Annotated in this window: 22 protein-coding genes; 11 read left to right on the top strand and 11 right to left on the bottom strand. The window is 35.1% G+C overall.

The window, feature by feature from the left end:
• The first annotated feature begins 88 nt into the window (after positions 1 to 88).
• Both ACNQGD_RS00645 and ACNQGD_RS00640 read left to right on the top strand, forming a co-directional pair.
• Complete coding sequence (locus ACNQGD_RS00645) at positions 89 to 1,870, top strand: 1-deoxy-D-xylulose-5-phosphate synthase (protein WP_417997969.1); 1,782 nt, start codon at positions 89 to 91, stop codon at positions 1,868 to 1,870.
• A 39-nt stretch (positions 1,871 to 1,909) separates the two neighbouring features.
• Positions 1,910 to 2,944, top strand: a complete 1,035-nt coding sequence (locus ACNQGD_RS00640; RefSeq protein ID WP_417997968.1) for a DUF3078 domain-containing protein — start codon at positions 1,910 to 1,912, stop codon at positions 2,942 to 2,944.
• Positions 2,945 to 2,946: 2 nt separating this feature from the next.
• Here the strand turns inward: ACNQGD_RS00640 and ACNQGD_RS00635 are convergent, their stop codons facing one another.
• Together ACNQGD_RS00635 and ACNQGD_RS00630 are read right to left on the bottom strand one after the other, a co-directional pair.
• A complete protein-coding gene (locus tag ACNQGD_RS00635) occupies positions 2,947 to 4,293 on the bottom strand; it encodes a deoxyguanosinetriphosphate triphosphohydrolase (protein ID WP_417997967.1) in 1,347 nt (448 codons plus the stop codon).
• A 59-nt stretch (positions 4,294 to 4,352) separates the two neighbouring features.
• A complete protein-coding gene (locus ACNQGD_RS00630) occupies positions 4,353 to 4,814 on the bottom strand; it encodes an Lrp/AsnC family transcriptional regulator (RefSeq protein WP_417994245.1) in 462 nt (153 codons plus the stop codon).
• A gap of 155 nt (positions 4,815 to 4,969) precedes the next feature.
• Here ACNQGD_RS00630 and metE point away from each other — a divergent pair, with 155 nt between their 5' ends.
• A complete protein-coding gene (gene metE / locus ACNQGD_RS00625; protein ID WP_417997966.1) occupies positions 4,970 to 7,294 on the top strand; it encodes a 5-methyltetrahydropteroyltriglutamate--homocysteine S-methyltransferase in 2,325 nt (774 codons plus the stop codon).
• A gap of 83 nt (positions 7,295 to 7,377) precedes the next feature.
• Here the strand turns inward: metE and ACNQGD_RS00620 are convergent, their stop codons facing one another.
• The 5 genes from ACNQGD_RS00620 to ACNQGD_RS00600 all read right to left on the bottom strand — a co-directional run bounded on the left by ACNQGD_RS00620 (position 7,378) and on the right by ACNQGD_RS00600 (position 13,631).
• Entirely contained in the window at positions 7,378 to 8,073 is a 696-nt protein-coding gene (locus tag ACNQGD_RS00620; RefSeq protein WP_417997965.1) for a type 1 glutamine amidotransferase, read from the bottom strand.
• Positions 8,074 to 8,129: 56 nt separating this feature from the next.
• On the bottom strand, positions 8,130 to 8,624 hold the full coding sequence (locus ACNQGD_RS00615) for an RDD family protein (RefSeq protein WP_417997964.1): 495 nt from the start codon (positions 8,622 to 8,624) through the stop codon (positions 8,130 to 8,132).
• Positions 8,625 to 9,171: 547 nt separating this feature from the next.
• The gene (locus ACNQGD_RS00610; RefSeq protein WP_417997963.1) at positions 9,172 to 11,580 is read right to left on the bottom strand and encodes a ribonucleoside-diphosphate reductase subunit alpha; all 2,409 of its coding nucleotides are present in this window, start codon (positions 11,578 to 11,580) and stop codon (positions 9,172 to 9,174) included.
• 243 nt (positions 11,581 to 11,823) lie between these two features.
• A complete protein-coding gene (locus ACNQGD_RS00605; protein ID WP_417997962.1) occupies positions 11,824 to 12,801 on the bottom strand; it encodes a ribonucleotide-diphosphate reductase subunit beta in 978 nt (325 codons plus the stop codon).
• Positions 12,802 to 13,064: 263 nt separating this feature from the next.
• On the bottom strand, positions 13,065 to 13,631 hold the full coding sequence (locus ACNQGD_RS00600) for a DUF3109 family protein (protein ID WP_417997961.1): 567 nt from the start codon (positions 13,629 to 13,631) through the stop codon (positions 13,065 to 13,067).
• Positions 13,632 to 13,900: 269 nt separating this feature from the next.
• Here ACNQGD_RS00600 and ACNQGD_RS00595 point away from each other — a divergent pair, with 269 nt between their 5' ends.
• From ACNQGD_RS00595 to ACNQGD_RS00580, 4 genes are all read left to right on the top strand, one after another.
• Complete coding sequence (locus tag ACNQGD_RS00595) at positions 13,901 to 14,479, top strand: MarC family protein (RefSeq protein WP_417995855.1); 579 nt, start codon at positions 13,901 to 13,903, stop codon at positions 14,477 to 14,479.
• A 119-nt stretch (positions 14,480 to 14,598) separates the two neighbouring features.
• A complete protein-coding gene (locus ACNQGD_RS00590) occupies positions 14,599 to 14,802 on the top strand; it encodes a hypothetical protein (RefSeq protein ID WP_417994256.1) in 204 nt (67 codons plus the stop codon).
• 2 nt (positions 14,803 to 14,804) lie between these two features.
• Complete coding sequence (locus ACNQGD_RS00585) at positions 14,805 to 15,410, top strand: FAD-dependent oxidoreductase (protein ID WP_417997960.1); 606 nt, start codon at positions 14,805 to 14,807, stop codon at positions 15,408 to 15,410.
• A gap of 67 nt (positions 15,411 to 15,477) precedes the next feature.
• A complete protein-coding gene (locus tag ACNQGD_RS00580; RefSeq protein WP_417997959.1) occupies positions 15,478 to 16,227 on the top strand; it encodes a lysophospholipid acyltransferase family protein in 750 nt (249 codons plus the stop codon).
• Positions 16,228 to 16,258: 31 nt separating this feature from the next.
• Here ACNQGD_RS00580 and ACNQGD_RS00575 read toward each other — a convergent pair whose 3' ends face one another.
• Genes ACNQGD_RS00575 through ACNQGD_RS00565 form a run of 3 tightly spaced genes read right to left on the bottom strand, consistent with a single transcriptional unit; the run spans position 16,259 to position 18,871 of the window.
• Positions 16,259 to 17,830, bottom strand: a complete 1,572-nt coding sequence (locus ACNQGD_RS00575) for a S41 family peptidase (RefSeq protein ID WP_417997958.1) — start codon at positions 17,828 to 17,830, stop codon at positions 16,259 to 16,261.
• A gap of 14 nt (positions 17,831 to 17,844) precedes the next feature.
• Positions 17,845 to 18,276 carry a deoxycytidylate deaminase gene (locus tag ACNQGD_RS00570; RefSeq protein WP_114753665.1) on the bottom strand — a complete coding sequence of 144 codons (432 nt, stop codon included), beginning with the start codon at positions 18,274 to 18,276 and terminating at the stop codon, positions 17,845 to 17,847.
• A 1-nt stretch (position 18,277) separates the two neighbouring features.
• Positions 18,278 to 18,871 carry a HupE/UreJ family protein gene (locus tag ACNQGD_RS00565; protein ID WP_417995851.1) on the bottom strand — a complete coding sequence of 198 codons (594 nt, stop codon included), beginning with the start codon at positions 18,869 to 18,871 and terminating at the stop codon, positions 18,278 to 18,280.
• A gap of 178 nt (positions 18,872 to 19,049) precedes the next feature.
• On the opposite strand from ACNQGD_RS00565, the gene ACNQGD_RS00560 reads away from it, so the two are divergent.
• Positions 19,050 to 19,481, top strand: a complete 432-nt coding sequence (locus tag ACNQGD_RS00560) for a tellurite resistance TerB family protein (protein WP_417994262.1) — start codon at positions 19,050 to 19,052, stop codon at positions 19,479 to 19,481.
• Between the two features lie 58 nt (positions 19,482 to 19,539).
• Here ACNQGD_RS00560 and fbp read toward each other — a convergent pair whose 3' ends face one another.
• The gene (gene fbp, locus ACNQGD_RS00555) at positions 19,540 to 20,559 is read right to left on the bottom strand and encodes a class 1 fructose-bisphosphatase (RefSeq protein WP_282714307.1); all 1,020 of its coding nucleotides are present in this window, start codon (positions 20,557 to 20,559) and stop codon (positions 19,540 to 19,542) included.
• Between the two features lie 254 nt (positions 20,560 to 20,813).
• Between fbp and ACNQGD_RS00550 the strand changes: the two genes are divergently transcribed.
• The 3 genes from ACNQGD_RS00550 (at position 20,814) to ACNQGD_RS00540 (ending at position 26,205) form a co-directional block, all read left to right on the top strand.
• Positions 20,814 to 21,293, top strand: a complete 480-nt coding sequence (locus tag ACNQGD_RS00550; RefSeq protein WP_417997957.1) for a GNAT family N-acetyltransferase — start codon at positions 20,814 to 20,816, stop codon at positions 21,291 to 21,293.
• Positions 21,294 to 21,322: 29 nt separating this feature from the next.
• On the top strand, positions 21,323 to 22,579 hold the full coding sequence (locus tag ACNQGD_RS00545; RefSeq protein WP_417997956.1) for an aspartate kinase: 1,257 nt from the start codon (positions 21,323 to 21,325) through the stop codon (positions 22,577 to 22,579).
• A 194-nt stretch (positions 22,580 to 22,773) separates the two neighbouring features.
• Positions 22,774 to 26,205, top strand: a complete 3,432-nt coding sequence (locus ACNQGD_RS00540) for a hypothetical protein (protein ID WP_417997955.1) — start codon at positions 22,774 to 22,776, stop codon at positions 26,203 to 26,205.
• Positions 26,206 to 26,275 lie beyond the last annotated feature (70 nt).

The following is a 26,275-nucleotide window of genomic DNA, read 5'->3' as shown; positions in this document are numbered from 1 at the left end:
GACTGCAAATTCGCAAAATTAAAATTCTTTATGGGACAACTTTTTTTATCGAATGCAAAAATACAATTTCAAATCGTACCTTTGCTTTATGTCAGATAATTTACTTATAACCATAAACAATCCAACCGATTTACGCCAACTCGACGAAGCCCAACTTCCTCAAGTTGCTCAAGAGTTACGTGATTTCATTATCGATATTGTGGCTGTAAAAGAAGGACATCTCGGCGCAAGCCTTGGGGTGGTTGAATTGACCATTGCCCTGCATTATGTTTTTGACACACCAAATGATTTATTAATTTGGGACGTAGGACATCAAGCCTACGGACATAAAATACTGACCGGCAGAAGGGAAAATTTTCATACTAACAGACAATTGGGCGGTATTTCCGGTTTCCCAAAAAGAAGTGAGAGTATTTATGATGCTTTTGGCGTAGGCCACTCCTCTACTTCTATTTCGGCAGCTTTGGGAATGGCAATTGCCTCTAATTTGAAAGGCGATTACAACAAACACCATATTGCAGTAATTGGAGATGCTTCCATCGCATCAGGAATGGCTTTTGAAGGATTAAATCACGCCGGAGTTACGGATGCTAATTTACTGGTCATTCTAAATGATAACGCCATCGGGATTGATCCAAGTGTGGGCGCTTTAAAACAATACCTCACTGCCGTAAAAGAAGGGAAAAATCCGAGGCAAAATAACATGATTAAATCCTTGAATTTTGATTATTCGGGTCCCATAGACGGTCATGATATTTTTGCCGTAATTAAAGAACTGAAACGTTTGCAAAAAATCAAAGGACCTAAATTCCTTCATATCATTACCACCAAAGGAAAAGGATTACAACAAGCCGAAGAGAATCAGGTGAAATATCATGCTCCCGGTAAATTTGACGCTGTAACAGGAGAAATTCACATCAAATCAGAAGAGAATTTACCGCCAAAATATCAGGATGTTTTTGGCTTGACCGTATTGGATTTAGCCAGAAAAAATGAAAAAATCATAGGAATTACGCCTGCAATGCCATCCGGAAGTTCCTTAAAATTTATGATGGATGCCTTTCCAAAACGGGCATTTGATGTAGGGATTGCTGAGCAACATGCAGTGACCTTAGCAGCTGGAATGGCAACTCAAGGAATGGTAGTTTTTTGTAACATCTATTCTACATTTTTACAAAGAGGTTATGATCAGGTAATTCACGATGTAGCATTGCAGAATCTTCCGGTGATTTTTTGTTTGGATAGAGCTGGTTTAGTGGGAGAAGACGGCGCTACGCATCACGGTGTTTTCGATTTGGCTTATTTACGTTGCATTCCCAACATGATTGTTTATGCTCCGTTGAACGAACTAGAATTACAAAATATTTTATACACCGCACAATTGGGATTAAACCATCCAATAGCAATACGGTATCCAAGAGGTCGCGGTATTATTGCAGATTGGCAAACGCAACATTATGGAAAGTATCAAAAAACAATAATTGGAAAAAGTATTTGCATTAAAGATGGTTCGAAAGTAGCCGTTTTATCCAATGGAACTATTGGCAATAACGTCACTTTGGCTATAGCCAAAATAAAGCATCCAGAAACTATTGCGCATTATGACTTTTCATTTGTTAAACCATTAGACAAAGAGGCATTACATGGCATTTTTACTAAATATCCGACTGTAATTACTATAGAAGACGGTGTGGTAAAAGGCGGTTTTGGGAGTGCTATTCTTGAGTTTGCCTCAGTGAACAATTATACTTCAAAAATAATAAATCTGGGCATTCCGGATGAGTTTATTGAACACGGAACTATGGCTGAATTACAACAATATTGCAAAATTGACGTTAAAAGTCTTGAAATACTTTTTTCAAGGTATTAAAAGAATTATTTTGCAACCTTAAAATATAACTAGCCCAAAATGAATTTATTAACCTACACCTTTCTTTTACTTATATTCACAATCTCTTTCAATGGTTTTTCTCAAGAAGTAAGAATCACACCGTTATCTGATACACTTAGACCAATAACAGCGCTAACTATAGCAAAGAAACCGTTGACTGTAGCAATAAAAATACAAACCTTAACATATTATCTTCCATTATCTCATTGGAGTAAAAAAAACAGTTTAGGCTTTGACATATCTGAAGTGGCCTTTGTTAACTGGAGTGCAGGAGGAACAAGTTCGATTTCAGGGCTATTTAAAGGACAATTTCATAGAGTTTATAACAGGCGTAATTACAATTGGTCAAGTGAATTAATCGTTAAATACGGCTTGAATAAACAAGACGGAATCGACATACGAAAAACAGAAGATGCAATACAATTAAATTCTACATTTGGATACAGAAAAGACACTCTTTCCAACTGGTATCATTCGGCTAAATTTAACTTTAACACGCAATTCACGAATGGTTACGCCTATCCAAATACTGAAAAAGCAATTTCAAAGCCCTTTGCACCAGCTTATATTTTTATGGGAGTAGGAGCTGAAAATATAGATAAAGAAAAGAAAAGAATATTTTATATCTCGCCATTTACATTTAAAACAACCTTAGTTTTAGATCAAAGATTAGCAGATCAAGGTGCTTTTGGTGTTGTCAAGGCTACCTATGACCTGGAAGGAAATCTACTCACCGAAGGAGAAAGATCAAAGATGGAACTTGGTTTTTTAATAACTAATAAATACAAAAAAGAAATCTTCAAAAATATCAATCTAGAAAATCGCATAAGCTTATATTCTGATTATGTAAATCGTTTTGGGAATATAGACGTAGATTGTGATTTTATGGTAGAACTTGTGGTAAATCAATATGTAAAAGCGAATATTGGAGCACATGTAATATATGATGACGACATCAAATCAAAAAGAGAAATTGCAGGAATACAAGTAACCGAAGGTCCAAAGACACAAATAAGACAAGCTATTGGAGTTGGAATCGAATATATTTTCTAAAATTAATTCTTCTTTCTACCATTAATAGTTTCAAACAATTCTAGTGCATTTCCGTCAGTCAAAAGTGACACATAATGGCAAATATGGAGTAATCTACCATATAGATTCTCTTTTTCCAAATGATGCTTCTCCGGCAACATTTTCAAAATCAAGGAATCATAGTTAGAAGCTTCTCCGTTGAATTTATTATTGAAAGCGGTTATGAATTTATCCAATAAAGTTTGTATAATTTGATAGCCAACGATTTCTTTCTCGATGACTTCGCGGCTTTGGTAAATGTTTTTAACGCTGATTTTAATGATATCATCCATTTGTGCTTTGTACTTGCTTTTATCCATTATCGCATACGGGAATTTACCTTCCAGAATTAACGCTTCATTTTCGATAAAAACTTTGACTGCATCATTAATTAAACTACCGATTGCCAAAGCGCGCAAATAACTGATTCGGTCTTCTTTGGTTTCTAAAGTTTTGTATTTAGACGTATCAATACTGTCTTTCACCAATTTTATCAAATATTCTAATGCAAAATCTTCGGAAACTAGTCCTAAATTGATTCCGTCTTCAAAATCAATAATGGTATAACAAATATCATCAGCCGCTTCGACCAAATAGGCCAAAGGATGTCTTTCGAAACCTATATTATCTCCCGATTTATTTGGAATCAAACCCATATCAGAAGCCACATCTTGAAAAAAGGCTTTGTCGGTTTGAAAGAAACCGTATTTTTTATCGGCAATAGCTGCGGTTGGTTTTTTCGGCAGACTTTCTTTTGGATATTTCATAAAAGCGCCAAGAGTTGCATACGAAATTCTAAGTCCGCCTTCAATTCCGGGACGACTAGCAGTAAGAACCGAAAAGCCATTAGCATTCCCTTCAAAATCAATTAAATCCTGCCACTCTTTGGCTGTAAGTTGATCTTTATATTTTTGTCCGTTTCCGATAGAAAAATACTCTCCAATTGCTTTTTCACCAGAATGTCCAAAAGGCGGATTCCCAATATCATGCGCCAAGGATGCTGCAGCTACGATAGCTCCAAAATCATTCATGTGATAGCCGTGAATTTCTTTTAAATGCGGATATTTCTCTATGATTTTCTTACCTACCAATCGTCCTAAAGATCGACCAACAACCGAAACTTCTAAACTATGCGTCAATCTGGTATGCACAAAATCAGTTTTTGACAACGGAATAACCTGTGTTTTATCCTGCAAACTTCTAAAAGCAGAAGAGAAAATTATACGGTCATAATCAACTTCAAAACCCAAACGGGTATCATCCTGTTCTACACGTAATCTTTTGCCTTTGTCGCCTTGTCTTCTTAATGATAAAAGTTGTTCCCAGTTCATGATTTGTTTTTAGGATTTGGTTTCAAAGATACAGAAAGACAAATCAAAAATGTAGATAATCAAATGGATAATGCAGTACTATGCTTGATTTCTCCCATCACAAAAACACTTTGAGTATTCCCGATATTCTCAATAGTTGATAATTTATTCATTACAAAATCCTGATAGCTTGACATATCTTCGACCAATATTTTCAACATAAAGTCATAATCACCTGCAATGTTATAGCATTCGATAATTTCCGGAAGGGCAACAATATCTTTTACAAAATTACTACCCACGTTTCTGGCGTGTTCTTTAAGCCGAACATTACAAAAAACAGTCATCCCAAGATTCAATTTTTTCTTATTCAACAAGGCTACATATTTCATAATATAGCCGTCCCGTTCCAGTCTTTTTATACGTTCATAAACAGGTGTCACCGTCAGAAATAATTTACTGGCAAGCTCTTTAGTATTGATGTTCGAGTTTTCCTGCAAATGCTTTAAGATTTGCAAATCAATGTTATCTATATTTTCCATAGTATTTTTTACTGTTAAAAATCATTTTCAAAGTTTCATTCAGAACTAAAACCTACCATACATCTATATAATACTTTTATTCACTGAAACAATAGGCTAATTTAAGTTTAAATATCCAATACAATAACTTTGCATAGTAAAAAACACTGTATATAATGAAAACAAACAATCTAGGTTATCCAAGAATTGGTAGCAACAGAGAATTAAAAAAAGCCTGCGAATCGTATTGGGCAGGAAAAATTTCAGTAGACGAACTTTTAACTGTAGGCGCCACTATCCGCAAGGAAAATTGGCAATTACAAGCAGAAACCGGAATCGATTTAATCCCTTCCAATGACTTTTCCTTTTACGATCAAGTACTGGATTTATCGCTTACATTAGGTGTTATTCCAAAACGTTATCAAGAATTAGCCAAAACAAACTCCACTATTGATTTGTATTTTGCTATGGCCAGAGGTTCGCAAAAAGACGGACAAGATGTGGTTGCCATGGAAATGACAAAATGGTTTGATACCAATTATCATTATATTGTCCCAGAATTCACAAAAGATCAAGAATTCAAATTATTCTCCGAAAAAATAATCGACGAGTTCAAAGAAGCCAATGCTTTAGGAATCGTAACAAAACCCGTGTTAATAGGACCTGTTACTTATTTACTTCTTGGAAAAGAAAAGGATGAAGGCTTTCATAGAATAGACCTTGTTGATAAATTGCTTCCGGTATATTTTGAAATTCTTCAAAAACTGGAAAATGAAAATATGGAATGGATCCAATTTGACGAACCATTTTTGGCTTTGGATCTAACTGATAAAGAAAGAAATGCCATAACTTATGTTTATAATGAAATCAACAAGCGCTTCCCTAAAATAAAGTTAATTCTGGCGAACTATTTTGATTGTTTCGGAGAGAATCTTGAAACTGTCCTTGCCTTGCCCGTTCATACTTTGCATTTGGATTTGGTTCGTTGCCATTCCCAATTGGATGATATTCTGGAATCAGGGCAATTATCAGATAATGTGAATCTTTCGCTTGGGGTTGTCGATGGAAGAAATATTTGGAAAAATGATTTCAAAAAATCGTTAGCACTTATTCAGAAAGCAACTGACGCACTTGGTGAAAACAGAATCCTAATTGCGCCATCGTGCTCCCTGATTCACTCGCCCTGTGATTTAGATTTAGAAACTAATGATACTACGCTGACTCCCGAAATCAAACAATGGCTGGCTTTCGCCAAACAAAAAATTGAAGAAGTCGTGCTGCTCCAAAATTTCGCTTCAGGTGAGATAACTCTTGTTGATTCTGTTCTATTCCAAGAAAACACAACCGCCAACGAAAACAGAAAAACATCAAAGTTAATCCATAATCATGCGGTGAAAAATCGGGTTGCCAGCATTACAACTGGTGATGATCAAAGAGAAAATCCATTTTCAGTCCGTAGAAAAAAGCAAATAGACGTATTGAATCTTCCGTTATTCCCAACTACTACTATTGGTTCTTTTCCACAAACTACCGAAGTCCGAAGCTGGAGAGCGAAGTTCAAAAAAGGCGAATTAAACCAACAGCAATATGATGATTTACTCCAAAAAGAAACCGAAGAAACGATTCGTTTTCAAGAAGAAACAGGCATTGATGTATTGGTTCACGGAGAATTTGAACGCAATGACATGGTGGAATATTTTGGAGAGCAATTAGACGGATTTACGTTTACCAAAAACGGCTGGGTACAAAGTTACGGTAGCCGCTGCGTGAAGCCTCCAGTTATTTATGGTGATGTATCGCGTCCCAACCCAATGACTGTAAAATGGTCGGCCTTTGCACAATCGCTTACGCCAAAATGGGTAAAAGGAATGTTAACCGGTCCCGTGACTATTTTGCAATGGTCTTTTGTCCGCAACGATCAGCCACGCTCGGAAACTTGTATCCAAATTGCATTGGCGATTAGAGATGAAGTAATCGACTTAGAAAAGGCAGGAATTAAGATTATTCAAATTGATGAACCCGCCATTCGAGAAGGATTGCCTTTACGCAAAGAAGAATGGGCAACCTATTTGGATTGGGCAGTAAAAGCGTTTAGAATTTCGGCAAGTGGTGTAAAAGATGATACCCAAATCCATACCCACATGTGCTACAGTGAGTTTAACGACATTATTCAAAATATTGCCGATATGGATGCCGATGTTATCACCATAGAATGTTCGCGTTCGCAAATGGAATTGCTGGATGCTTTTGCCGATTTCAATTATCCTAACGAAATAGGACCTGGCGTGTATGACATTCACTCGCCTCGTGTGCCTTCTAGTTCCGAAATGGTAAAATTATTAGAAAAAGCGTCGGCAGTGATTCCTGTAGACCAACTTTGGGTAAATCCGGACTGTGGCTTAAAAACCCGTCATTGGGACGAAACTAAAAAGGCTTTAATCGAAATGGTCGCCGCAGCTCAAGAAATGAGAATTGCTGTCGCAAACATTGCAATCGATTAACAACCTGAATTCAGGTAAGCACTAAATTAAAACCCTAGTAAATCCTCGATTTATTAGGGTTTATTTTAAAAAAAAATCGGGTTTTATTTAAACAAATTATCCAAAAGCGAAAACATCAGTCGATTATTTTCTTTAATAAATGTAGTATTACTTACGATCTCATCATAGGTTTGAACATACGTGTCTTTTACTAATTCTGATTGCTCATGAAAAACCATTTTTTTCATAGCGGCATCCGTTACTTCCAAATGGAATTGAAGTCCCACTACTTGATCATTATATAAAAAAGCTTGATTCGCACAGGCTTCTGATTCCATTAAGCGAATGGCATTTTCAGGAATCGAAAACGTTTCTCCGTGCCAGTGAAAAACAGAAAATGATTTTGGATAAGCCTTCAGTATCGCAACATTTGAATCTAAAATTGAAACAGGAAACCAGCCAATTTCTTTTTGTTCATTATCCGTAATTTTTCCTCCTAACACATTTGAAATTAATTGTGCTCCCAGACAGATTCCGATTATTTTTTTTCGCTGGTCAATTGCGGACTTGACGAATGCTTTTTCGTCTTTTAGCCAAGGGAATGTGGCTTCGTCATGAATACTCATGGGTCCGCCCAAGATAATCAAGGCGTCTATCGTATCAAGATCCGGAAATTTAGGATTGTGGTATAATGTGGTATACGAAAGGGAATGCCCGTGCTCTTGAACCCAATTCTCTATACAACCCAGACCTTCAAAAGGAACGTGCTGTAAGCAATGGATATTTAATTTTTTACTCATACTGTCTTGTCCAGATTCTCTACAAAACTAATGAATCATTACTTTCAGAACTAGTATTATACTCCTATTTCATCCACTGAAACAAACATTTTCATTTTCTCGACAAACTCGTGCTTTTTCACCACATACGTTGCGGATAAAGTATCATGCAAACCTCTTTCTGTTTTACCCAGAAATGAAAAAGGGTCCATAGGATTAAGGCGGGATACCGTTCGTATCATAAAGTTTTTGGTATTGGGTTTGGAACCATCAACTCGTACTACAATAGTTTTGGTAAAATACTTAGCGAAGGTTCTGGAGAAGTACATTTCCGTAAATGCATAGTAAAAAAACAGGATTACAAGCCCAAAAAAGACCTTTTCAATTAAACTCAATGATGTAACCCAATTTGAGGCCTCATAACTATGGGCCAAGTCTCCAATTATAGTTATGGTCGTACCAATAGTAATTCCGATAATATAAACAATCAATACATCAATAAGGAAATTCAGGAAACGCTGGCTTTTAGAAGCTAATAAATCATCTGTTACAGTAAATTTTTTATTTTCCATTTTAATTAATATAAAAAATTATTACTTATAATCATCTCAAATATAGTGAATTATTTACAAATGTTACTATTAAATCTTGGTGTTTTAGCCCTGATTACTTCACTCAACTTTCATTTTATTTGGAGTTAAGTAAACTTTGTTTGAAGTGAAAATACTTTTTGTTTTTTCTTTAAAAATAAAAAAATTGAAACGAAAGCTGGAAATAGCTTCAAAAAAAAAGCAGTTATCATTACAATAACTGCTTTTAAACTTAAATACTTTTTTTAATTCGAATCTTAAAACAACTTCCGTCTGTTTTACAAATTCTTCTTCCATCTCTCGTTGTGATACATTTTCTAAAAATGTACTCAAAACTATCATCCTGTTTTGGACTCATAATTGAAAATTTAAAAATTTAACAATAAAGAAGTCCTTTTTTTACCAAAAAATTTTATATTTGAAGTCTCAAAACAAATACACTTTTGGCTATAGAATAGAACTTCAATTCTATTATCTATAATTGATTAAAAAAAGGCTTCAACTTCAATTGAAGCCTTTTTTATTTTATTTAAGACCCACACATTTCACAATCTTCTGGCCCTGCGTTTTTAGAAAGTTCAATCATGGCTCTGTATTCTTCGGCGGACATTTCTACCGCTTCCCTTACCACAGCGATGGGTTGTTCTTTAATTTCGATTGGCTCCGCTTTCTTGTCGTTATTCAATGTAAATTTAATCGCATCCACTGCCGCTTTTGTTCTCAAATAATACATTCCCGTTTTCAATCCAGATTGCCAAGCATAGAAATGCATCGATGTCAATTTAGAATAATTGGCATTTTGCATAAACAAGTTCAACGATTGTGATTGGTCCACAAAATAACCACGTTGACGGGACATATCGATAATATCTTTCATTGACATTTCCCAAACGGTTTTGTACAATTCTTTCAAGTCTTGCGGAATGTTTAAGTCTTGAACAGAACCGTTATTTCGCATCAATTCTTGTTTCAATGTTTCGTTCCACAAACCACGCTCCACTAAATCGTGCAACAAGTGTTTGTTTACCACAATAAATTCTCCTGAAAGGACTCTTCTGGTGTAAATGTTAGAAGTATAGGGTTCGAATGCTTCGTTGTTCCCCAAAATTTGTGAAGTAGATGCCGTTGGCATTGGTGCCACTAACAACGAGTTTCTCACTCCGTGTTCCATCACTTCTTTTCTTAACGAAGCCCAGTCCCAACGACCAGATAATTCCTCATCTTTCATTCCCCACAAATTATATTGAAATTCTCCTTGAGATATTGGCGAGCCTTTAAATGTCGAATAAGGACCTTCTTCTTTGGCCATTTCCATTGAAGCGGTTACCGCAGCAAAGTATAATGTTTCAAAAATTTCCTGATTCAGTTTTTTAGCCTCATCGCTCGTAAACGGCATACGCAACATAATAAAAGCATCGGCTAATCCTTGTACTCCAAGACCAATTGGCCTGTGGCGTTTATTCGAATTTTCTCCTTCAATTACCGGATAATAATTTCTGTCGATTACTTTATTTAAGTTTCTAGTTACTCGTTTTGTAACGGTATACATTAATTCATGGTCAAACTTTCCATTAGAAACGAACATCGGCAAGGAAAGAGAGGCTAGATTACAGACTGCAATTTCATCTTTGGATGTAAATTCCATAATCTCGGTACACAAATTCGAAGAACGAATCGTACCCAGATTTTTCTGGTTTGATTTTCTATTAACTGCATCTTTATACAACATGTAAGGCGTTCCGGTTTCGATTTGCGATTCTAGAATTTTCTCCCAAAGTTCATGCGCTTTAATGGTTTTTCTACCTTTTCCACGTTTCTCGTAATCAATATACATGGCTTCAAATTCTTCTCCATACACATCATATAATCCCGGACATTCATTAGGACACATCAACGTCCAATAACTGTCTTCTTGAACTCGTTTCATAAATAAATCAGACGTCCACATGGCGAAGAACAAATCTCTGGCGCGCATTTCTTCTTTTCCGGTATTCTTTTTTAAGTCTAGGAATTCGAAAATATCCGCATGCCAAGTTTCGATATAAATAGCAAAACTTCCCTTGCGTTTTCCACCTCCTTGATCTACATAACGTGCTGTATCATTAAAAACACGCAACATCGGAACAATTCCATTTGACGTTCCATTAGTCCCACGAATATAAGAACCCGTCGCTCTCACATTGTGAATAGAAAGCCCAACACCGCCTGCTGACTGCGAGATTTTAGCCGTTTGTTTCAACGTATCGTAAATCCCGTCAATACTGTCGTCTTGCATCGCAAGAAGGAAACAAGAAGACATTTGAGGTTTTGGAGTACCTGCATTGAATAATGTAGGCGTTGCATGGGTAAAGAATTTTTTCGACATTAAGTCGTATGTCTCAATCACCGATTCTAAATCATCTAAATGGATCCCAACCGAAACACGCATCAACATGTGTTGCGGGCGCTCCACTATTTTGCCGTTTATTTTAAGCAAATATGATCTTTCCAAGGTTTTAAACCCAAAATAATCATAATTGAAATCTCTATTATATATCACATGTGAATCCAAAAATTCAGCATTTTTCATAATCACCTGGTGCACTTCTTCAGATAACAAAGGTGCATCTTGTCCATTTCTCGGGTTTACATAATGAAACATATCGTTCATTGTTTCCGAAAATGATTTTTTAGTATTGGAATGTAAATTCGAAATTGCAATTCTTGCTGCCAACTGTGCATAATCAGGATGCGCAATAGTCATTGAAGCCGCAGTTTCGGCTGCTAAATTATCTAATTCTGACGTAGATACTCCATCATAAAGCCCTTCAATTACTCGCATTGCGACTTTCACGGCATCAACCAAATCATTCAAACCATAACATAGTTTTTTAATTCTATCTGTGATTTTGTCGAACATTACCGGCTCTTTGTGGCCGTCTCTTTTTACTACGTACATACTTTTGTTTGTTTTTTAAAACAGAAAATCCCTTCGCTGTTTTTCGTTATTTGTAATTTATGCTGAACTTGTTTCAGCATCTTTTTATGGAGCTATTTCCAGCTATCCATTGCAATCTTTCTAGTCCTGAAATTGTTTCAGGATACTGAAACAAGTTCAGGACTAGAAAGGACTTCCATTACTATCTCTGCTATTGCAAGAGTAGCACAAAAAATATTTAATGGATCGATAAGAATTCAAATTTTAAAAATCAGCGTCAAAAGATATTTTTTGAGCATCACCATCCGTGTTCATTACACCTGCTTTTTGATATTCGGCTACTTTCTTTTCAAAGAAGTTTGTTTTCCCTTGAAGAGAAATCATATCCATAAAATCAAATGGGTTTGTAGTATTATATTCTCTCTCGCAACCTAATTCCACTAACAATCTGTCAGCAACAAATTCTAAATATTGTGTCATTAATACGGCATTCATTCCTATCAAACTCACCGGAAGTGACTCGGTGATAAATTCCCTTTCAATATTTAAAGCATCTACAATAATGCTTCTGATTCTTTCTTTTGGCACTTTATTCACCAAGTGGTGGTTGTGTAAATGCACGGCAAAATCACAGTGAACTCCTTCATCACGGGAAATCAATTCGTTAGAAAAAGTCAATCCTGGCATTAATCCACGTTTTTTTAACCAATAAATAGAACAAAATGCTCCCGAAAAGAAAATTCCTTCCACCGCTGCAAAAGCAATTAAACGCTCCGCAAATGAATCAGATTCAATCCATTTCAAAGCCCAGTCCGCTTTTTTCTTAATTGCAGGAAAAACTTCTAAAGCATTAAATAATTCATCTTTCTCTGCTTCATCTTTTACATACGTATCAATCAATAACGAATAGGTCTCGCTGTGAATGTTTTCCATCATGATTTGAAAACCGTAAAAGAATTTCGCTTCCGCATATTGTACTTCGTTCACAAAATTTTCAGCCAGATTCTCATTTACAATTCCATCTGAAGCAGCAAAAAATGCCAAAATGTGTTTAACAAAATAACGCTCATCTTCCGATAATTTGTTATTCCAGTCATTTAAATCTTGTGACAAATCAATTTCTTCAGCAGTCCAGAAACTGGCTTCCATACTTTTATAAAATTCCCAAATATCATGGTGTTTGATTGGAAAAATCACGAAACGATTTTTATTTTCTTGTAAAATTGGTTCAACTTGCGCCATTATAATTGTTTGTTTTTTTTGAGATTTTAACGAAATTTTATGCATTTAGTGGATTACAAAGATTGTAAAATATTGCCGAAATTAAAAGCCAAACTTATCCACAAAAGCAATTAGTTTTTAACAAAGGAAAAAAATGAAAGGTTTTTTTTATGAATTTTAAATACCTATAAACCAGCGTCTTAAAACTTAAAAAAAGAGGTGAAGTACCGTAGAATATAGGGTTTTAAAAACAGCAAACAAGAAAATTTGGATTTATTTTAGATTTATTTCTTGAGTTCTTGCGCCACTTTTTCAAGCTCGGCATACCAGTCCTCTCCAAACTTTCTAACCAAAGCTTCTTTGACAAATTTATACACCGGCACTTCAAGCTCTTGACCTAAAGAGCAGGCCGGATCGCAAATATCCCATTTGTCATAATTAACAGCAGCAAACTCCGTGAAATCTTTCACACGGATAGGATACAAATGACACGAAACAGGTTTTTTCCAGTCAATTACGCCTTGATTGTATGCTTGCTCGATGCCACATAAAGCCGTTTTACCGTCAAACATTACGTAAGCACAATCTTTATTGTCAATCAGCGGCGTTTCAAGATCACCATCAGTCCCTATCGTCCAAGTTCCTTGCGCTTCGATAGCAGCAATTCCTTGTTTGCGTAAAAATGGTTTTACTTTAGGATAAATTTCTTCTAATATCTTAGTTTCCTCAACGCTCAATGGAGCTCCCGCATCGCCATCAACACAACAAGCCCCCTTACAGGCTGACAAATTACAAACAAAATCTTTTTTGAGTATGTCTTCTGAGACGATGGTTTTTCCTAATTGAAACATTATTTTGGGATACTGAGATTATAAAGTGCAAAGATAGCTAAAGTAAATTGTAATTTTTTAGATAAAACTAACTTTAACTTTTTTAAAAACCATCAAAATAATTGACATTAAAATCCAACTAAAAAACTAATATTGAACAACATACAACAATAAATAACAAAAACGCAATTGAAAATCAGTCTGTAAAAAAATGAATCAGAATTGTTGTAATAAAATTTAATTTTAATTAAAAATCTACCGAAAAGTTTAACTTTGTAAACAAAAAAATTATGTTTGAAATCGATTTTAGAGAAATAATTACGGTTGGAATGGTGCTTTTTGCCGTAATTGATATCGTGGGAACCATTCCTATTATTGTTGATTTAAGATCAAAGCATGGACACATAGAATCCGAAAAAGCTTCAATAGTAGCCGGTATAATCATGATTGTTTTCCTTTTTGTGGGAGAAGAATTATTGAATTTAATAGGAATTGATGTCAACTCTTTTGCCGTTGCGGGTTCGTTTGTATTGTTCTTCCTGGCATTAGAAATGATTTTAGGCATTCGTATTTATCGCGATGAAGAAGCGAGTTCCGCGTCTATTGTCCCTTTGGCATTTCCTCTGATAGCCGGCGCTGGAACAATGACTACTTTACTCTCTTTACGTTCCCAATTTTTTACCATAAACATTATTATTGCCATAATTTTGAACATCATTCTGGTCTACATCGTTTTGAAATCATCTTCTAAAATCGAAAAAATACTAGGAGAAAATGGGCTTGGTGTCATCCGGAAGACTTTTGGAGTAGTACTTCTTGCCATTGCTGTTAAATTATTCGCCGCGAATGTTAAAGGTTTGTTTGTCTAAAATTAATTTTCATAAATTTACCCTCTAAGATAATTTTAAAAGACAATCTGATTTTTAAACTGACATGCGTTTCTAAAATAAAAAATCTGTTTCTTTTATATCAAAAACAAAAACCTATTATGAAAATTTTCACTAACATCTTGGTATTTTTAGCAGTAGCGCTGATCATATTTAATGTTACTTTGTTGGATTTTAGAAATCCATTTCAGGGAGATAGCGTAGTTGCTTTTATTGGAATAGCCGCTTCTTTTTGCGCCGTTTTGATTCTTCTGATTTTTAAAATGGCAAAAAAGATTGAAGAGAAATCAAATGATCAACTATAATAATGTTTGATGTTCTCCTTGTTGGCGGTGGCGTTTCTGGTATTTCATGCGCACTCGTTTTGGGTTCTGCAAAAAACAAATCCTTTGTCATTGACAAGAGAATTGGTATTTTCACCCATCAAAAAACATCATCTCTTCAAGAAGCACTGTTTAATAATGCTTACGGAATCCCTCCAGGGAAATTAGGCTCTGAATTATTGGACGAAAGCACCGAACATCTTTTGAAAGCTTATCCTCACATCATTCAAATTCAAGAGGAAAAAGTATTGAAAATTGAAGGACAATTTCCGGAATTTACAGTCATAACAAACCGAAACTATTACCAAACAAAAACAATCGTTATAGGCATTGGATCTGCAAATACTTTTGCAATTGATGGATTGATGCATTATCTAGAACCCCATCAAAAATCCCTTCCCGAAAAACAACGAATCCAACTAAAGAACAGCGACCACAAAGTGGCTGAAGGAATTTATGCCATAGGAACTTTAGCGGGCTGGAGAAGCCAACTAGCCATTGCTGCCGGAAGTGGCGCTGCCGTTGCAACAGACATTCTCACGGTATGGAATGACGGCGTGCAGACTCATGCACACGACAGTATCAGGTAAATAGAATTTTATTCTGGAAAATCTCTAGGAAAATAGTGGTAGGTTTACATTTTCAATACACTATTTTATGTTATCATTATTATTGGGCTTGACCAGGCTAATCGTTTTTATAGTATTAGTTTCCTTTTTCTCGATTCTTTTCTATTTGACAAGTTTCTTTTGCAGCGAAGAAATGAATTCCAAAAGAGCACTTCATTTGCGCGATTTTTTAATACGGGTATCCAATTATATTTTAGGCATTCGCACCATTATTTATGGAGAAAATCCCACGATACAAGGACTGATTGTAGCCAATCACCGTTCTTATTTTGACCCAATTGTTATTGTAAATCAAATACATGCTTTTCCTGTAGGAAAGAAAGAAGTTGCTTCATGGCCTATGATTGGCTACATCTGTAAAATATCAGGTGTTTTATTTGTAGATAGAAAATGCCAAAAAAGCAGACAAAAAACTGCCGAAAATATTCGTGAAGTTCTGGCCAAAGGATATTCTATCATTAATTTTCCAGAAGGCACAACAGCTGTTTTGCCAACGACGGTAGATTTCAATTACGGCTCGTTTGTAATGGCTACTAAGATTAAAGCAGCCGTTATTCCTGTTGCCATTGATTACAAAGAAAAAACAGATGCTTTTGTGGGAGATGATACTTTCATTCCGCATTTTTTAAAGTGTTTTGGAAAACGGACTACCGAAATTAAAATGACTTTTTTTTCTCCTATTTATTCTGAAGATGCAACCTATTTATTAAACGCCTCTAAGAAAATGATAGACGATGAACTCATTCGGTATAAGAAAGATTGGGACAATGAAAATTAGTTATTTTTAAAGCAAGTATTTTTCTTCACAATTACTTCTTAGAAATTGCCTTAAGCATCGCATCTTCTTTCAATACAATCTCATAATAATAGCTTTCCCCATACAATTGTCGGGCAAACTCAGCGGCCAAGTATCTTTTTACCAATGACTTGCTTTTTCCAAAATTCAAATCCAATCCGTTTCCAAAAATAAATTTTTGAAACAAATTGAAATACAAATCCGTTTGATTCATTTTCATTTTGAATTGTTCGAAATTAAGTCCTTTAAAAGCGCTTCTGTTTTTGTCTAATTGTTCGAAAACAAAATTACCCACGATTCCGGATTGCAATAAATAAGCGGTACTTTCATTTCCGTGCTCTACTTCTAGCGGTACAAAAACGTCAGGAACAATTCCGCCACCACCGTAAACAATCTTCCCTTTTTTAGTTTTAAATTTTAAGGTATCCGAAACTTTTATACTGTCTTTTTCATACAATTCTCCATTTCCAAAACGAGCTTCTGATTCTTTAAAATACGCTTCATTTCCTTTCGAATAGGGCTTTTGAATCGAGCGCCCCGTTGGCGTATAATATCTGGCAATAGTCAATCGAACGGCCGAACCATCGGCAAAATCCATTTCACGTTGCACCAATCCTTTTCCAAAAGAACGACGCCCCACAATTGTTCCTCTGTCATTATCTTGAATGGCGCCCGCTAGAATCTCACTGGCAGAAGCGCTGTTTTCATTGATTAAAACAAATACATTTCCGTTTTCGAAACTCCCTTTTTTGGTTGCAAATGTCTTATCTATATTCCCATTTTTATTTTTGGTAAAAACAATCAATTGCTTGTCAGTCAATAATTCATCTGCAATAGCAATTGCTTCTTCCATATAACCGCCACCATTATCGCGAACATCAATTACGAGTGATTTTGCGCCTTGCTGTTTCAGTTTAGTTAAACCCGCCATGAACTCTCTGTAAGTAGTTTCGGCAAATCTATTTATTTTTATATAGCCCGTTTTATCACTCAAAAGCAACGCCACATCGACACTTTTTAGAGGAATAACATCCCGTTTTATTTTTACTTTAAGCTTTTTACCTTCGGATTTTCTGTAGATAGTCAATTCAATATCAGAACCTACTGTTCCTTTTAATTTAGAATACAAACTATCACTTGGCAATTTCCGACCAAATAATTTCGTTTTATCGGCATACAAAATCCGGTCACCTGCCTTTATTCCAGCTTTTGCCGAAGGGCCATTCTCTACTGGTTTTATAACCGCAACTGAATCGTTATACATATAAAAATTCACGCCTATTCCCACGAAATTCCCTTTCATGCTTTCTACCACTTCCAGCTGATCACTTGGCGGAATATATACGGAATGCGGGTCGAGTTGCGCCAGAATATTATCTACGGTAAGGTTTACAATAGAATCTGTATTGATATCATCGACATATTCATTATCAATAAAATCAATCAATTTATTGAGTTTGCTCCTAGAATTATTTCTGTCTGAAAAATCAGCTGCGTTAGGAAAATTCAACATTCCGCCCAACACAACACCCAAAGCAAGTGTTGAGAAAATAATAATGGGCAAATATTTTACGTTATTTTTCATACGAAGACAACATTTTATTCTTCTAATACTGGGATATGTTCTACTTCTACTCCTGCTTTTATAAGGAACTGGATTCCGGAATCATCGCGATAGCCGTTCTGATACACGACTCTTTTTATTCCGGATTGATGAATCAATTTGCTGCACTCTTTACAAGGTGAAAGCGTAATATATAAAGTCGCTCCTTCGCAAGATTGTGTGGATCGTGCCACTTTAAGAATCGCATTTGCTTCAGCATGTAAAACATCCCAACGCGTCAATCCTTCTTCATCTTCACAACAATTTTCAAAACCGGATGGCGTTCCATTGTATCCATCCGAGATTATCATTCTATCCCGCACAATAATCGCACCAACTTGTTTGCGTTTACAATAGGACAGAAGCCCCCATTCTTTGGCAATTCTAAGATACGCTTTATCGTATTTATTTAATTTTTTTTCGTTCATTTTATCTAATCCAGATTTCACTTTCAACAATCAATGGTATCACTACCCCTATAATAAATGCCGACATGACTAAGGTCCAATCGCGTTTCGAGAATCTGAAAACGGTTTGAACAATATACGACAAAATCAAAACCACAAAAACCACCACAATCTGGGCGGCTTCTATTCCTAATGCAAATTCTGACAACGGCAATACTTTAGAGGCTGCATCGCCACCAAGAATCGATTTGAAATAATTTGAAAAACCCAATCCATGAATTATTCCAAAGAAAAGTGTGATGAAAAACACCAAATTTATACTTTCTTTCTTGCTTGATTTCCCCGCCGTAAAAAGATTAAATAACGCCGTTATCAGTATCGTTATTGGAATTAATAATTCGACAACATTCACTTTAATCGCAATTATACCAAAAATAGAAAGCAATAAAGCCATCGTATGTCCAATGGTAAAAAGCGTTACTAAAAGTACAATGCGCTTCCAATCCTTAAAAGAAAAAGGAATTGCCAAGGCTATTAAAAATAAAACATGATCATAAGCATGAATGTCTAAAACGTGTTTTAATCCTATTTGAAAGTAAATCCAAAATTCTGACATGGGTAATTTATTAGGTTGATAAAGGGGTTGTAAACTTACGATTAATTTTGAAAATGAGTGATTTGATTGTTTAAATAAATGCAATTCAAAAGAGATCAAATTCAAAGAAAAAATATAAAAAATTAAAATCATTAATTTAAAAATAGATTTATCTTTGTAAGATAAAAAACCAATAATTATGTCATTTTCAGATTTATTTGATAGCGAATTCAAACAAAGAAATAAAGGTCATTTTTCAGCTATTGTTCGTGTAGCACTTGCTGACGATACGTTTGCTCCGGAAGAGAAACTATTTTTAGACAAACTGGCTGTTCGGTTAGAAATTTCTCAAGCGGAATATGAAGAAATTTTAGAAAACCCATTAAAATATCCTATAAATCCTCCATATTTACATGAGCAAAGACTGGAGCGTTTGTTTGATTTAGCGAGAATGGTTCATGTTGATCATCAGTTAGGTGATAAACAAGAATTATTATTAAGAAAAATTGGAGTAGCACTAGGCTTTAATGCTGAAAATGTAGATTATATTATACATAAAGCACTTAAATTAGTAGATAGAAAAGTAGATTTAGATACTTTCCTTTTCGAAATGCAAAACATGAACAAGTAATTGTAAAGTATCAAAAAAGCTCTCAGAAATCTGGGAGCTTTTTTATTAAACTTAAATTTTAGTATTTGCTTAATTTAGCTTTATGCATAAATTCTTCCGCTTTTTCTACCATGTTGTAGCTTCCGCAAAAGAACGGCACCCTTTCATGTAATTCTGTCGGTTCAATTTCCATGATTCTGTTAAATCCGTCAGAAGCCTTTCCTCCTGCTTGTTCAGCAATAAAAGCTAGCGGATTGCATTCGTACAACAATCGTAATTTCCCTTTTGGTGCTTTAGAACTCGTAGGATATAAATAAATTCCGCCTTTAATCATATTTCTATGAATATCCGAAACCAGACTACCTATGTATCTTGAAGTATAAGGCCTGTCTCCTTCTTCTAACTGGCAATATTTTATATAATCTTTTACTCCTTGTGGAAAATGAACATAATTTCCTTCGTTGATGGAATAAATATGACCATCGGTTGGGAATTGCATTTTTGGATGCGATAAATAAAAAGTTCCAATGGCCGGATTCAATGTAAATCCGTTTACTCCATGCCCTGTAGTATAAACCAACATCGTCGACGTTCCATAAATAACATATCCTGCCGCAACCTGATTGATTCCCGGCTGTAAAAAATCTTCAATCGTAACCGGAGTTCCTATTGGAGTAACTCTCCTATAAACCGAAAATATCGTTCCTACGGAAACATTTACATCAATATTTGATGAACCGTCAAGCGGATCCATTAAAACCACATACTTATTATTGTGACTATTATCGCTTCCTTCTACAGTGATGAAATCATCATTTTCTTCTGAAGCAATACCACAAACAATTTCGCGGTTGATCAACGTTTGAATGAAAACTTCATTCGCATAAACATCGAGTTTTTGCTGATCTTCCCCTTGTATGTTTTGTTCTCCGGCAGCGCCTACAATATCAACTAATCCTGCTTTGTTTACTTTATAATTGACTACTTTGGCAGCCAATCGGATGGAGTTAATGATTCGGGATAATTCGCCTGACGAATATTGAAAAGCATTTTGATTTTCAATGATAAATTCTCCTAGTGTTTTGTTGCGTTCTTCCATTACGAAATCGATGTAGTTAATTTGAAGTCACAAATATCGTTTTTTTTGTGAAAATGATTTGAATAAAATTTACTTAGTTTATCAGTATTGTATATTTGCTGAATAAAACACAAAATTAATACGTAAAAATGCAGTTTTATTGCATTTTTGAATCATTAAAATAAAAATTTATGAAATGAGCAGTATGGGAGCTTGATAAAAACGGCGATACAGTACTGCGAATTTCCTATTCAAACAAAAAAATAAAACCACATATGAATATTAGAAGAGGTAATGCCAATGATATGAAAGCTGTTCTGGGACTTATCCAGGAATTAGCCCTATTTGAAAAAGAACCTGATGCAGTCCTTGTTACTGTGGATGATTTAATTCGAGATGGTTTTGGCGCTACTCCCCTATTTTATGTTTTTGTAGCTGAAGTGGAAGAGGAGATTGTAGGTATTGCATTGTATTATTACCGCTTTTCGACTTGGAAAGGAAAAACAATCCATTTAGAAGATTTAGTGGTAAAAGACAAAATGCGAGGAACCGGGTTGGGATATGCTTTATATTCAGAAATCATAAAACAGGGTAAAAAAGATAATGTTCGAAGAGTGGAATGGAATGTATTAGACTGGAATACTCCAGCAATTGAATTCTATGAAAAATCTGGTGCAAAAGTGTTAAAAGATTGGTATGTTGTGCAAATGGATGAAATAGGAATCAACCATTTTGTAGAGAATAAATTAAAATAAAGTATAAAGAACAATTTTTGTTTAAAAATATGAGAGTATTCAAATTTGGAGGAGCTTCTGTAAAAGATGCCGCAGGAATTAAAAACGTATTTGACGTTTTACAAAAAGTGGGTTACGAAGATGTATTGTTAGTGGTTTCTGCAATGGGAAAAACGACCAATGCATTAGAAATTGTCATAAAAAATTATTTCGACAAATCAGCGGAATTAAATTCATCTGTACAGGAAGTAAAAAAATACCACAATCAAATTTTAATGGATTTGTTTGAGGATGACAAAAACGAAGTTTTTGCCGCTGTGAATACTCAATTCGCTGATTTAGAATATTTCTTGACACATAATAAATCTCCTAATTATAATTTTGTTTACGACCAGATTGTAAGCTTTGGCGAATTAATTTCGACAACTATTCTCAGTCATTTCATGAATTTCATGAATATAAAAACACAATGGCTGGATGTGCGTAATTTCATAAAAACGGACGCAAATTATAGAGATGCGGAAGTAGATTGGGAATTGACACAGAAAAATATTGCCAAAAACGTAAAACGAAAAATCTTAAACATCACACAAGGCTTCTTAGGTTCTGATGAGAATAATTTCACCACCACTTTAGGTCGTGAAGGTTCTGATTATACTGCGGCGATTTTTGCCTATTGCTTAAATGCTGAAAGCGTAACCATCTGGAAAGATGTTCCAGGAGTAATGAATGCCGACCCGAGATATTTTGAAAACGCAAGTTTATTAAATCAGATTTCGTATCGCGAAGCCATTGAGTTAGCTTTTTACGGAGCAACGGTTATTCACCCAAAAACATTGCAACCTTTACAAAAAAAGGAAATTCCTTTGTATGTAAAATCATTTATAAATCCATTACTAAAAGGGACAAGTGTTTCTAAAGGTGTCGATTTAGAACCGTATTTACCTTGTTTTATTGTCAAAAGAAACCAGCTTTTGATTTCGCTTTCCTCAATAGATTTCTCTTTCATCATGGAAGAAAACATCAGCGAAATTTTTTCGTTGTTTCACCAATTCAAAATAAAAGTAAACTTAATCCAGAATTCTGCCATTAGTTTCTCTGTATGTGTAGAAGATAAATTTGACAATTTTAAAGCGCTGAATGCCATTTTATCTAAAAAATTTAAAGTTGAATTTGACGAAAATGTAACCTTATACACTATCCGACATTTCAATGACAAAGCAGCTCAAACTGTTGAAGAAAATAAAGTAGTTTTATTGAAACAAGTCAGTCGTGAAACCATGCAAGTGATCACTAAAGAAGTTTAAAAACTGTTTCAACAGTATTAAAAAAGGGAATCGAAATTAAATTTTGATTCCCTTTTTTTGTTGTTCCAAAGCATACAATTAAGAACTCTAAACCAGAATATGACGATTTATCTATTCTCCGATTTTCTGATAGGCACATTTTCTAATTATCGAATTATAAATACTACTTTTGGGACTTTCGAGTTATAGTATTTATGTTGAAAAAATTACTTTTTTGGATTGTAATAGGCTGTTTTTCTGGGCTCCATGCTCAGGAAATTAATCCGCTGTACAAAACCAAAAAAATTCTTCCTTCCCGCGACACGATTTATATTGAACAAGAAAGTATTAATTCGAATTTTTTCAAACTGCTTGATGCCAATGGCAAACCCATCGACAGCACTTTATTTAAAATAAATTTCAAAAAAGGGACTTTAATTTTAAAAGAAAACAGTGCTTTTAACTCCGATTCACTTACTGTACACTATCTCAGATTTCCTGAAATACTAACCAAAGAATACCGCATTTACGACCCCAGCAGAGTTGTCAGTAATAAAGCAGGAGATGGGAATTTATACAAAATTGAAGAGAAAAACCTAAAGAAAAACGTGCCTTTAGATGGTTTGAATACTTCGGGAAGCATTACCCGTGGCATTACGATCGGAAACAATCAAAATGCGGTTTTGAATTCTAATTTAGACTTACAAATCACAGGAAAAATTTCCGAAAAAGTAAGCTTAAGGGCTTCCATTCAAGACAGTAATATTCCGTTACAGGATGGCGGCTATTCTCAAAAACTGGATCAGTTTGATAATGTTTTCATGGAGTTATTCAGCGATGAATGGAACATTCGGGCAGGAGATATTTTTCTGGAAAACAAGAAAACCCAATTCTTGAATTTCAATAAAAAAGTACAGGGACTTTCGACTAATTTTAACTTTGGAACCGAAGAAAACAAAACGAATGTATTTGCATCAGCGGCATTAGTTCGAGGACAATATGCCAAAAGTAATTTTGTGGGACAAGAAGGCAATCAAGGCCCTTACAAATTAAAGGGACAAAACGGAGAATTGTATGTTCTGGTAGTTTCGGGCTCTGAACGGGTTTATGTAAATGGTATTTTACTGAAACGAGGCGAAAACAATGATTATACGATAGATTACAATGCCGGAGAAATTGTATTTACGCCCCTTTTCACCATCACTTCCGAAATGCGAATCGCCATAGAATATCAATATTCCGATAGGAATTACACCCGTTTTGTAACGTACGCCGGTGCCACGCATGAAAATGAAAAATGGAGTTTTGGAGGCTATTTATATTCGGAAAACGACTTGAAAAATCAGCCGCTACAACAAAATTTATCACAGGAACAAGCCCAGACATTAGTCAATTCCGGAGATAATCCTGATTTAATGACAGCGCCTTCCGCCTATGCTGATTCCTACTCTGAGAATAAAGTGTTGTATCGGAAAACGATAGTTAATGCCGTTGAAATTTTCGAATACTCAAATGACGGGCAACAGGAATTATTCAATGTTCGGTTCACTTTGGTAGGAACCAATAATGGGAATTATATCGTGACAAATTTAGCTACCATTACCCGAGTTTATGAATATGTAGAGCCTATAAAGGGCATTCCTCAAGGAAATTACGAACCCATAATTCAGCTCATTGCGCCAACAAAAATTCAAGTAGCCACCTTTTTGGGAAAATACAAACCCAGCGAAAAAACGGCTGTCGATTTTGAAATTGGCCTTAGCAACAATGACCAAAATTTATTTTCATCCCTTGATGATGCCAATAATCAAGGCTTGGCTGGAAAAATAAATACCAGGCAACGGCTTTTTTCCAAAAAATGGCAGGTTGATGCTTTTGCTAATTATCAATTTATTCAGAAAGATTTCAGATCCGTGGAACGACTGTACAATATAGAATTTGACAGGGATTGGAACCTAGGAACTGCAGCCATTGGAAATCAAAGTCTATTGGTTTCCGGTTTACAATTGGACTTAAATCCAGAACCAAAATCTACTACCAAAGGATTGCTGTTGTATCAGTTTGAAAAACTGGATTTCTCGGAAAATTTTTCAGGCAGCAGGCATATTTTAAATGGTTTGTTTCGAATAAAAAAATGGACTTTTCAAAACCAAGGCAGTTTCCTAAAAAGCGATGGCAGTGTTTTATCGTCGAAATTTTCAAGAAACCAATCCCAAATGCGTTTTCATTTTGATAAAAATTGGATTAGTTCCAGCTTGCGTTTAGAAGACAATCAAGAAAAAAACAAAGCAACAAATCAGTTTTCGGCTCTAAGCCAAAAATTTACGGAGTATGGTTTTTTTACCGGTCGTGGCGACAGTACAAAAGTTTTTGTAGAATTAGGGTATTTAAGAAGAACCAATGACAGCCTACAAAGCGGCTTGATTCAGCGGGTAAATTCCTCCCAGACTTTCATGTTAAAATCTAAATTGATACAAACCAACAGAAGTGATTTGTCCCTTTATGCCAATTACAGAATCTTGGATTTTGTGGATGCGACAAGAAAAAGAGAACCTACATTAAATTCAAGAATAGTGTACACGGATCGTTTTTTTAATCAATTGATTCAAAGCACAACGGTTTATGAAACGAATTCCGGAACCATTCCGCAACAGGAATTTACGTATCTGGAAGTTTCCGCAGGTCAGGGCGTTTATACGTGGAATGATTATAACGGTAATGGAATTCAGGAATTACAGGAGTTTGAAGTCGCTCCATTTATAGATCAAGCAAAATTCATCAGGGTATTTTTGCCCAATCGGATTTATATAAAAACACATCAAAATAAGTTCTCCCAATCCGTGACATTAAACCCAAATCAGTGGCAAAACGAAAAAGGATTAAGAAAATTACTTTCCTATTTCTATAATCAAACCGCCTTTATAATTGACCGAAAAACGAGAAGTGACGGAGCTAATTTTGAATTAAACCCGTTTAGCGGTTCTAATGAGAATGTGCTTGGATTAAATTCCAGCTTGAGGAACAGCTTGTTTTATAATCGCGGAAAGCAAAACCATTCGATTACCTATTCTTACCTTCAGAATAAAACAAAAAACCTATTGTCGATAGGTTCGCAGGAAGCTACTAACAGTTCGCATCAATTGCAATATGGACATTTGTACCAAAGAAGTTGGCTTTTTGGTTTTTTTGCCAAAACAATCCAGACAACCATTCAATCAGAGAATTTCCCGGAAAAAAATTATAACATAAATGGATATCAATTGGCACCAAAAATCAGCTATTTATTCTCTAAGAACACTAGCTGGGATATCTTTTATGAATTGCAAAGCAAAGAGAATCAAATTGGCATTTTCGAAACATTATTACAAAACCGCTTTGGAAGTGCCTTTTCCTACGCCAGTGATAAAAAAATAACATTGAATGGCGAAGTTTCTTTTTACCAAAATAAATTTGAAGGAAATGAATTTTCTTCGGTTGGATTTCAAATGCTCGAAGGATTGCAAACGGGTCAAAACTTAACTTGGAGATTGCTTTTGCAAAAAAACATCACACAATTTTTAGATATTAATTTTAATTATCAAGGACGAAGAAGTGAATCAAGCCAAACCATTCATACCGGAAATGTTCAATTGAGGGCATATTTTTAATCTTGAAATTTGAAACAATTTTATAGACTGACTTTACAAATATGATTATTTTTTATTATTTTTTATAATC

Origin of the sequence: Flavobacterium glucosi, assembly GCF_048286535.1 — a bacterium.
Classification (GTDB): Bacteria; Bacteroidota; Bacteroidia; order Flavobacteriales; family Flavobacteriaceae; genus Flavobacterium.
This window is presented reverse-complemented; position numbering and strand designations above follow the sequence as displayed.

Coding starts and splice junctions, on each gene's coding strand:
- ACNQGD_RS00645 (WP_417997969.1), top strand. CDS start 89: ATGTCAGATAATTTACTTATAACCATAAACAATCCAACCGATTTACGC.
- ACNQGD_RS00640 (WP_417997968.1), top strand. CDS start 1,910: ATGAATTTATTAACCTACACCTTTCTTTTACTTATATTCACAATCTCT.
- ACNQGD_RS00635 (WP_417997967.1), bottom strand. CDS start 4,293: ATGAACTGGGAACAACTTTTATCATTAAGAAGACAAGGCGACAAAGGC.
- ACNQGD_RS00630 (WP_417994245.1), bottom strand. CDS start 4,814: ATGGAAAATATAGATAACATTGATTTGCAAATCTTAAAGCATTTGCAG.
- metE (WP_417997966.1), top strand. CDS start 4,970: ATGAAAACAAACAATCTAGGTTATCCAAGAATTGGTAGCAACAGAGAA.
- ACNQGD_RS00620 (WP_417997965.1), bottom strand. CDS start 8,073: ATGAGTAAAAAATTAAATATCCATTGCTTACAGCACGTTCCTTTTGAA.
- ACNQGD_RS00615 (WP_417997964.1), bottom strand. CDS start 8,624: ATGGAAAATAAAAAATTTACTGTAACAGATGATTTATTAGCTTCTAAA.
- ACNQGD_RS00610 (WP_417997963.1), bottom strand. CDS start 11,580: ATGTACGTAGTAAAAAGAGACGGCCACAAAGAGCCGGTAATGTTCGAC.
- ACNQGD_RS00605 (WP_417997962.1), bottom strand. CDS start 12,801: ATGGCGCAAGTTGAACCAATTTTACAAGAAAATAAAAATCGTTTCGTG.
- ACNQGD_RS00600 (WP_417997961.1), bottom strand. CDS start 13,631: ATGTTTCAATTAGGAAAAACCATCGTCTCAGAAGACATACTCAAAAAA.
- ACNQGD_RS00595 (WP_417995855.1), top strand. CDS start 13,901: ATGTTTGAAATCGATTTTAGAGAAATAATTACGGTTGGAATGGTGCTT.
- ACNQGD_RS00590 (WP_417994256.1), top strand. CDS start 14,599: ATGAAAATTTTCACTAACATCTTGGTATTTTTAGCAGTAGCGCTGATC.
- ACNQGD_RS00585 (WP_417997960.1), top strand. CDS start 14,805: ATGTTTGATGTTCTCCTTGTTGGCGGTGGCGTTTCTGGTATTTCATGC.
- ACNQGD_RS00580 (WP_417997959.1), top strand. CDS start 15,478: ATGTTATCATTATTATTGGGCTTGACCAGGCTAATCGTTTTTATAGTA.
- ACNQGD_RS00575 (WP_417997958.1), bottom strand. CDS start 17,830: ATGAAAAATAACGTAAAATATTTGCCCATTATTATTTTCTCAACACTT.
- ACNQGD_RS00570 (WP_114753665.1), bottom strand. CDS start 18,276: ATGAACGAAAAAAAATTAAATAAATACGATAAAGCGTATCTTAGAATT.
- ACNQGD_RS00565 (WP_417995851.1), bottom strand. CDS start 18,871: ATGTCAGAATTTTGGATTTACTTTCAAATAGGATTAAAACACGTTTTA.
- ACNQGD_RS00560 (WP_417994262.1), top strand. CDS start 19,050: ATGTCATTTTCAGATTTATTTGATAGCGAATTCAAACAAAGAAATAAA.
- fbp (WP_282714307.1), bottom strand. CDS start 20,559: ATGGAAGAACGCAACAAAACACTAGGAGAATTTATCATTGAAAATCAA.
- ACNQGD_RS00550 (WP_417997957.1), top strand. CDS start 20,814: ATGAATATTAGAAGAGGTAATGCCAATGATATGAAAGCTGTTCTGGGA.
- ACNQGD_RS00545 (WP_417997956.1), top strand. CDS start 21,323: ATGAGAGTATTCAAATTTGGAGGAGCTTCTGTAAAAGATGCCGCAGGA.
- ACNQGD_RS00540 (WP_417997955.1), top strand. CDS start 22,774: ATGTTGAAAAAATTACTTTTTTGGATTGTAATAGGCTGTTTTTCTGGG.